This window comes from Streptomyces sp. NPDC031225 (assembly GCF_055570355.1).
In genome coordinates, this window is sequence record NZ_JBVIHJ010000048.1 from 1 (window position 1) to 8372 (window position 8372).

Sequence of the window (8372 nt, forward strand, 5' to 3'; positions counted from 1 at the left end):
ACAGACCGCCGCTGCACCAGCAGCTTGTAGAGCGTGTGCTGGATCTGCTCCCTCACCTGGTCGGTCAGGTTGAACATCAGCATCGGATCCTCGGCGGCCTCCGGCGGATAACCATCCGTGTGGATCGGCTCACCGAACTGAATGGTCCACTTCGTCGGCAACGGAACCGCACCCAACGGCCCCAGCCACGGAAACGTCGGCGTCAACGGAAAGTACGGGAAGCCCAAAAGGCGGGCCAACGACCCATCCACATTGCCGCCCTCGCACCGCTCCGCGGGCTTCGCACGGCTGCGCCGGACCCCGTCCGGCGGCCCACCGGACCCCCATCAGAACGACCCCGTCAGCCCCACCGGACCCCTCAGAAGAAAACAGACCGCCGCTGCACCAGCAGCTTGTAGAGCGTGTGCTGGATCTGCTCCCTCACCTGGTCGGTCAGGTTGAACATCAGCATCGGATCCTCGGCAGCCTCCGGCGGATAACCATCCGTGTGGATCGGCTCACCGAACTGAATCGTCCACTTCGTCGGCAACGGAACCGCACCCAACGGCCCCAGCCACGGAAACGTCGGCGTCAACGGAAAGTACGGGAAGCCCAAAAGGCGGGCCAACGTCTTCGCGTTGCCGATCATCGGGTAGATCTCCTCCGCGCCGACGATCGAGCACGGAATGATCGGGGCCCGCTGGCGCAGGGCCGTGGAGACGAAGCCGCCCCGGCCGAAGCGCTGGAGCTTGTAGCGCTCGCTGAAGGGCTTGCCGATGCCCTTGAAGCCCTCCGGCATCACGCCGACCAGTTCTCCGCGCCCCAGCAGCCGTTCGGCGTCCTCGGCACAGGCGAGGGTGTGGCCGGCCTTGCGGGCGAGTTCGTTGACCACCGGCAGCATGAACACCAGGTCCGCCGCCAACAACCGTAGATGCCGGTTCGCGGGGTGGTGGTCGTGGACGGCGACCTGCATCATCAGCCCGTCCAGCGGCAGCGTCCCGGAATGGTTGGCGACGATCAGCGCGCCGCCCTCCGCCGGAATGTTCTCGACGCCCTTCACCTCGACCCGGAAGTACTTCTCGTACACCGGCCGCAGCAGCGACATCAGGACCTGGTCGGTGAGTTCCTCGTCGTACCCGAAGTCGTCGACCTCGTAGTCACCGGTGAGCCGGCGGCGCAGGAAGGCCAGGCCTCCGGCGATCCGTCGCTCCAGGCCGCCTTCGTCGTTCGCCTGCTGCGGCGGCTGTTCCTCACGCGTCACAGGAACATCATCCTGCGCGGAAGCCCTGCTGGGCAGGGGCTGGACCTCACGGACCAGCGCGGGCTCGGGGCCCTTGCGCCGGCTCCCCGCACTCCGGCGCCGCGACGGCCGCTGTACGGCGCCTGCGCGGGACCGGTCGTCGTCGAACGGAATGACCTTGGCGTCCGCCATCGTTGATGCGCTCCTCAGTTGGCGCTCTGCGTCGGGGGGTGGCCGCTGTCCGCCAGGGACGGCAGCGCGGCGATCCGGTCGACGGCCCCCGCGAGGGCCTCCGGCGGCAGCAGCCCGGGTCCCTGGCTGCGCGCGAAGTCCGCGAAGGCCTCCGCCGTCGTGTACTTCGGCCGGAATCCGAGCGTCTCGCGCATCTGGACCGTCGACACGACCCGGCCGTGGGTGAGCAGCCGGATCTGCTCGGGCGAGAAGTCGGTCACGCCCAGCGTCCGGACCAGCGACCCGGCCCAGGTGACGGCCGGCAGCAGCAGGGGCACGGTGGGCCGCCCGAGCCGCCGGGAACACTGCGACAGCAGCAGGACCCCGTCGCCCGCGATGTTGAAGGTGCCGCTGTTGAGCGTGCCCCGCTCCGGCTCGTGCGAGGCGATCCGCAGGACCTCGATCACGTCGTCCTCGTGCACGAACTGCAGCCGGGGGTCGTACCCGAACACGGTCGGCAGCACCGGCAGCGCGAAGTACGAGGCGAGCGGGGTGTCCGCCGTCGGCCCCAGGATGTTCGCGAACCTCAGCACACACACCGCCACGTCCGGCCGACGCCGCGAGAAGCCCCGCACATACCCCTCGACCTCGACGGCGTCCTTCGCGAAGCCGCCGGAGGGCAGGGACTTGGGCGGCGTGGTCTCCGTGAACACCGCGGGATCACGCGGCGCCGAGCCGTACACGTTCGTACTGGACTTCACCACGAGCCGCTTGACGTTCGGCGACTTCTGACAGGCACCGAGCAGCTGCATGGTGCCGATGACGTTGGTCTCCTTGACCGTGGTCCGGCTCCCACTGCCGAGCGCCATCGCCGTCACCTCCAGGTGTACGACGGTGTCGGCACCCGTCTCCGCCAGGACCCGCGCGATGCCGGGCTGGCGGATGTCCGCCTGGATGAAGTCGGCACCGCCCAGATGATGCTCCGGCGGGACCGCGTCCACGGCGATCACCCGGTCCACCTGCGGGTCACGCTGTATCCGTCGTACGAACCGGCCCCCCAGCTGTCGGGCCACCCCGGTCACGAGCACGACCTTTCCCAAGATCAGCGCCTTCCTTCCAGCCGTAGTCCCGCTCCCGTACCGCCCCGGTCCTGTGCGCGTTCCCCGTGTGCCGCCAACTTAGCCGGTCGATGTTGCGCTGTGATGACCGCCCACAGCATGAGGTGACGACATCCGGCCCACCGGCCCGCCCCGGAACACGCGTGTGGCCCCCCACCGGTACTGGGTGGGGGGCCACACACACGCTGCCTACGCGGCGTCGCTTACTTCTTGTTGCGACGCTGGACGCGCGTGCGCTTGAGCAGCTTGCGGTGCTTCTTCTTAGCCATCCGCTTGCGCCGCTTCTTGATAACAGAGCCCACGACTACCCTCGCTCACTTCTCATCACTCGGCGTTGGGCGCCATGGGCCCATACGACCTACAAGGGGCTAGCCTACCCGTCCGAGCGCTGAGGTCGTAATCGAGGTGAACCGGGGAGATCAGGCAGGGGTCCGCGAGTGCCCTGAGGCCCCCTCAGGACCTCCCCGAGCTCATGTCGTCAGGCTGTTTCCACCCCCACGTAACTCTCGCGAAGGTACTCGTGAACCGCGTTCTCGGGGACGCGGAAGGACCGCCCCACCCTGATCGCGGGCAGATGACCACTGTGCACCAGTCGGTACACGGTCATCTTCGACACTCGCATCACCGAAGCGACTTCCGCCACGGTAAGGAACTGGACCTCGCTCAGAGGCCTCTGCTCAGCAGCCATGACACACCTGAACCTTCCGCACTCGACGGTCACCGGCTTCCCCTTCCGGTGACTCTTCGTCGTTGCGTGCTCACTCCCCAATGTAGGGGCGGGTGATGCAAGTGGGGAAGAGGTGCACCCATCGGCGGCCTACTGTGACAGACACGCTCGATTGAGTACGTAGCGGGTCAGCGGCCGGTAGTAATCAGACCGCACAGCGTCATCAACCGGAACGACTACGGACACAGCCCCCTCGGCCTCCCCCACAAAGAGCGCGGGGTCATCCGTATCCGCCAGCCCAATGGCCTCAAACCCCAGCTGACCTGCCCCGCAGACCCATCCGTGATCCCCGATCACGAGCTCGGGAAGCGGCCCGCCGCCGTCCGCCGCGGCCGCCAGGGCGGTACGAACCGGCAGCGGCGAATGCGTGTGTGCGCCCGGCTCACCACCGGAGCTCTTCGCGTCCGGTGCCCGCATGAGCGCGACTCCTCGTACGTAGTGAAGGTTGTACGTGCGTAGACCGAACCGGGTCGTTATGTCGACACAGTGGCCATGCGCAGGGGTGAGGACGGTACATCCCGCCGCCGAGAGCGCGTCCGCGATGTCGGCGTAGAACCCGAGCAGTCGGTGCGGATGCCCGGTGCCGAGGAGCACGGCCCCGCTGCGCTGGGCCACTGCCGCGAGCCGCTCCGCGAAGGCGTCGAGCGCCACGAGGGTCCGCTCGGGATCGATCACATCATGCCCGGAAACGCATCCCGGATCGGCAGAAACCCCGCATTTGTCGGCCATCAAACCGATCAGATCCCGCTGCCCCCACGACCACTCGGGATCAAGACCGATCAGCACCCTCGGATCCCGAGCCGCGAACAACCGATAGCTCCGCAGACTCTCCTCCCGGGAGGTGGCCACGGACCCGGCCAGACGAGCGGCCAGCAGATGGGCGCGCAGCGCACCGGTGCTCAACACCTGAGTGATGGTGACGCACGACACCCGAAAGAGGCCCGGAAACAGCAAAACACCGCACGGTCGGCGTAACGAGAGAGCCAGGACGAGGACACCAGCCCCACCCACCCTGGAGCGCGATCAACTGACTCCCACGCAACAAAGAACGCCAACCCCACCCAGGGGCGCGGGGAACTGCGCGACCAGCCACCACGAGCCCGCAGCCGCCCGACGACACCATGCCCCGCCACATCCGACGGCCCCGCCACATCCGACGGCGCCGCGCAGAAGGCCGGGGCTCAGGCCTACGTCAACAACCCCCGCAACGGAAACACCGCCCGCCGAGTGGCCAGCACAGCCTGATCCAGCCGGTCCGCAGGGTCGTACCCCGCCTCCCACGAGGCAAAGGACACCGGCCACCGCCCGTCGGTCATCCGCGCCGGCGCCAACTGCCGCGTCCGGGCGAACACTTCCTGCCGCCACCCCTCAGGGATCATCGCCTCAGGATCGACCGGCCGCCCCGCGGCGATCCCCACCAGATGCGTCCACGACCGCGGTACGACGTCCACCACCGCGTACCCGCCACCCCCGAGCGCGATCCACTTCCCGTCGGCGTACTCGTGCGCCAGCTCGTGACAGGCGACCTGCACCGCCCGCTGCGCGTCCAACGACACCGCGAGATGGGCCAGCGGGTCCTCGAAGTGCGTGTCCGCCCCGTGCTGCGTCACTAGCACGTCCGGCCGGAAGTCCGCGATCAGCTCCGGCACCACGGCGTGGAACGCCCGCAGCCACCCCGCGTCCCCGGTCCCCGCCGGCAGCGCCACGTTCACGGCGCTGCCCTCAGCCGAGTCAGCTCCCGTCTCCTCCGGCCACCCGGTCTGCGGGAACAGCGTCCGAGGATGCTCGTGCAGGGAGATCGTCAGAACCCGGGGATCCTCCCAGAACGCCGCCTGCACCCCGTCCCCGTGATGCACGTCGACATCCACATAGGCGACCCGCGCGGCCCCGAGCTCCAGCAGCCGGGCGATCGCGAGCGAGGCGTCGTTGTAGATGCAGAACCCGGACGCGCCCCCCGGCATCGCGTGATGCAGCCCGCCCGCGAAGTTCACCGCGTGCAGCACGTCCCCGCGCCACACGGCCTCCGCGGCGCCCACCGACTGCCCCGCGATCAGCGCGGACACCTCGTGCATCCGCTCGAAGGCCGGATCGTCCATCGTCCCCAGCCCGTACGACTGGTCCGCCGCCCCGGGATCCACGGAGGCCGCCTTCACGGCCTCGACGTAGTCCTCCCGGTGCACGAGCCGCAACGTCGACTCCCCGGCCGCCTTCGCGGCCACGACCTGCAGCTCCCGGTCCAGCCCGAAGGCGTCCACCAGGCGCCGGGTCAGGTCGAGCCGGACCGGATCCATCGGATGGTCCGGACCGAAGTCATAACCCGTTACTGCCTCATCCCACATCAGCTGTGCGCGGCCGCTCATGCCCGCCACCGTATCGGTCCGGTTGAGCGGCGAACGACTTGGCGTACACCAGCGTCACCAGCACCAACACCATCGGTACGAGCATGGCCCCGCGATAGCTCCACGCGTCCCCCAAGGCCCCCACCAACGGCGAACCGACCAGAAACCCCACGTAGTTGAAGACGTTGAGCCGAGCGACCGCCGCATCCGAGGCCCCCGGGAACAACCGCCCGGCCGCCGCGAAGGTCTGCGGCACCAGCACACACAACCCGATTCCCAGCAGCGTGAACCCGAGCATCCCCACCCATGGCCCCGGCGCAACGGCCACCACCCCGAACCCCACGGCCGCCACCAGCGCCCCGAGCCGCACGACCACCGCCGCCCCGAGCCGCCGCACCCCGAAGTCCCCGACGGTCCGTCCCAGCAGGGTGGTCACCATATAGACGTTGTACGGCACGGTCGCCAGCTGCTCCGAGCTCCCCAGCACGTCCTGGAGGTACTTCGCACTCCAGTTGGAGACCGTGGAGTCGCCGATGTAGGCGAAGGTCATCACCAGGCACAGCGGCAACAGCAGCTTGAAGACGAGAGGCTGCCCGCCGCCCTCCCCGGTCTCCTCCACGGCAGCGAGATCCCCGTCGACGTACCAGCGGCTCCCCGCCAGGCACAGCGGCAACAGCACCACCACGACCGGCAGATAGGACAGGAACAGCGCGAGGTGCCAGTGCGCGCCCACCCAGGCCAGCGAGGCCCCCACGATCCCGCCGAGGCTGAACACCGCGTGGAAGCTCAGCATGATGCTGCGCCCGTAGGCCCGCTGGAGGCTCACCCCGAGCATGTTCATGGACGCGTCGAGCATGCCGACGGCGAGCCCGAAGGCGGCGAGCGAGACACCCAGCTCGACCGTCGAGTCCCCGGCCCCCACCCCGAGCAGCGCCAGGAGCACGACGGGCTGGGCGAACCGCAGCAGCCGGCTGGGCCGGATCCGCTTCACCAGGTGCTCGGTAGAGACGCTCCCGACCCCGGCGAGGATCGGCACGGCGGCCAGGAAGGCCGGCAACAGCGCGTCGGAGACGCCGTACCGGTCCTGGATCGCGGGGATCCGCGTCACCAGCAGAGCGAAGGCGACGCCTTGCGCGAAGAAACTGAACGCCAGCGAGGCCCTACCGCGCCGCAGCACATCTGTCATGGCGGCGAGCGTAGGGCCCCAGCGTACTCGTGGGTAGATCCAGCCAAAGATGAATTTCACTCAGCTTTACCGGGCGAGGCCGATCTCGGACCTCACAAGGCCGCCGGCCTTCGTCTCAGCGATCAGCATCCCGGCCATCGGCCCGGCCGCCAGCGCCCCGCTGACCAGGAAACCCAGCGCCATCGCGACGACCATGATGACGGACCCGAGCCAGACCATCGTGTCCACCGGCAGCGTGTACGCCCCCACGACCCGCACCACGCACTCCGCCAGCAGTACGACACCCCAGACCACGGAGAACCGCCGCTCGGCCCGCCGGAAGCCCGCCGACCCGTCCTGCAGCCGTACCCAGGCGGCCTCCCGCTCCGCCATCCCCTTCACCAGCCAGGGCTTCATCCCCGCGGTCATCATCGGCCTCCCCAGCACGACGGAGACGAGGATGCCGATCCCGATCACACTGCTGACCCCGCTGTCCTTGGCGAGCATCAGTCGCGGGTCACCGGCGACGAAGCTGAGCAGCAGCCCAACGACGTTGACGACGAGGATGAGGGCGGCCAGACCGTTGACCGTCCGCTCCTTCACCACACTCCAGCCGGTCCGCACGGCAGGCACGACACTGCTGAGTCCGAGCGCCATCAACGTGCTCGTCCCGAGCCCGTCCTTGAGCAGGTAGTACGCCCCGATCGGCACCGCCACGTCCACGACCAGGGGAGTCAGGTTCGCACGCTTCGAGTTCGTCTTCGTCGTCATGCCCTCAGCTTCCCGCCCGGGGCGGGGGCACCGGTAGAAACGATCGTCCGGCCCCAGGCATGACAAATGTCAGACGAGCAGGTCAGCCAACTCCCCCATCTCAGAGAAGAGTTGAGTGGCCCCTTTGAGCTTGCCGGCGGGCGTCATGGCAGTGAACCCGCATACATCCATCCCGGCCGCGACAGCCGCCCGCACCCCCAGCGGACTGTCCTCGACCACCACACACCGCCCGGGCTCGACCCCCATCCGCTCAGCGGCGTACAGGAACAGGTCCGGCGCGGGCTTCCCCCGCCCCACATCCTGGGAACTGAAGATCCACTCCTCCTCGAACCACCGGTCGAGCCCGGTCGCCCGATGCCCCACCCGGATCCGCTCATGACTCCCGGAGGACGCGACACAGTACGGCACCCCGTCCGCCGCCAGCTTCTCCAGTACGCCGCTCACGCCGGCCACCGGCTGCAACTCCCGCTCGAACGCGGCGAACACCCGCGCGTGGAAGACGTCGTCGAAGTCCTCCGGCAGCCGCTGCCCAGTGCGCTCCAGGACGAGGTCATGGATCCGGTGCATGGCGGAGCCCATGTAGTCCCGGATGGAGTCCTCGTAAGAGGTCGGGTGCCCGAGCTCCGTCAGGTAGGCGGCGAGATGCCGATTGGAAATCGGCTCGCTGTCGACGAGGACACCGTCGTTGTCGAAGATGACGAGGTCATAGCGCATGGGGTCGAGCCTAAACGCAGAAAACCCCCGTGCCGAATGGCACGGGGGTTTTCTCAAAAATTGTTCGGCGGTGTCCTACTCTCCCACAGGGTCCCCCCTGCAGTACCATCGGCGCTGTAAGGCTTAGCTTCCGGGTTCGGAATGTAAC

At 68.5% G+C, this 8372-nt stretch carries 9 protein-coding genes, 1 rRNA gene and 1 pseudogene; all 11 read right to left on the bottom strand.

Annotated elements, in window-relative coordinates:
- Window positions 1-242 (bottom strand): annotated as a pseudogene (locus ACZ48Z_RS42920) (glycerol acyltransferase); the annotation flags it as partial.
- Between the two features lie 116 nt (window positions 243-358).
- Window positions 359-1411, bottom strand: a complete 1053-nt coding sequence (locus tag ACZ48Z_RS42925) for a lysophospholipid acyltransferase family protein (RefSeq protein WP_468741366.1) — start codon at window positions 1409-1411, stop codon at window positions 359-361.
- 14 nt (window positions 1412-1425) lie between these two features.
- Entirely contained in the window at window positions 1426-2490 is a 1065-nt protein-coding gene (locus tag ACZ48Z_RS42930; RefSeq protein ID WP_468741367.1) for an NAD-dependent epimerase/dehydratase family protein, read from the bottom strand.
- A 221-nt stretch (window positions 2491-2711) separates the two neighbouring features.
- Window positions 2712-2810: a 30S ribosomal protein bS22 gene (locus ACZ48Z_RS42935; protein WP_003948845.1), complete on the bottom strand. Its 99-nt coding sequence runs from the start codon at window positions 2808-2810 to the stop codon at window positions 2712-2714.
- Between the two features lie 176 nt (window positions 2811-2986).
- Entirely contained in the window at window positions 2987-3196 is a 210-nt protein-coding gene (locus ACZ48Z_RS42940) for a helix-turn-helix domain-containing protein (protein WP_016437488.1), read from the bottom strand.
- A 129-nt stretch (window positions 3197-3325) separates the two neighbouring features.
- A complete protein-coding gene (locus ACZ48Z_RS42945) occupies window positions 3326-4141 on the bottom strand; it encodes a phosphatase (protein ID WP_468741368.1) in 816 nt (271 codons plus the stop codon).
- A 281-nt stretch (window positions 4142-4422) separates the two neighbouring features.
- Window positions 4423-5595: an acetoin utilization protein AcuC gene (locus tag ACZ48Z_RS42950; protein WP_468741369.1), complete on the bottom strand. Its 1173-nt coding sequence runs from the start codon at window positions 5593-5595 to the stop codon at window positions 4423-4425.
- On the bottom strand, window positions 5564-6760 hold the full coding sequence (locus ACZ48Z_RS42955) for an MFS transporter (RefSeq protein WP_468741370.1): 1197 nt from the start codon (window positions 6758-6760) through the stop codon (window positions 5564-5566). The genes ACZ48Z_RS42950 and ACZ48Z_RS42955 overlap by 32 nt, the downstream gene beginning before the upstream one ends.
- Before the next feature lie 66 nt (window positions 6761-6826).
- Window positions 6827-7510, bottom strand: coding sequence for a VC0807 family protein (locus ACZ48Z_RS42960; RefSeq protein ID WP_468741371.1), 684 nt, complete (start codon window positions 7508-7510; stop codon window positions 6827-6829).
- 69 nt (window positions 7511-7579) lie between these two features.
- A complete protein-coding gene (locus ACZ48Z_RS42965; protein ID WP_468741372.1) occupies window positions 7580-8224 on the bottom strand; it encodes an HAD family hydrolase in 645 nt (214 codons plus the stop codon).
- 62 nt (window positions 8225-8286) lie between these two features.
- Window positions 8287-8372: ribosomal RNA gene (gene rrf / locus ACZ48Z_RS42970) — 5S ribosomal RNA — on the bottom strand; the annotation flags it as partial.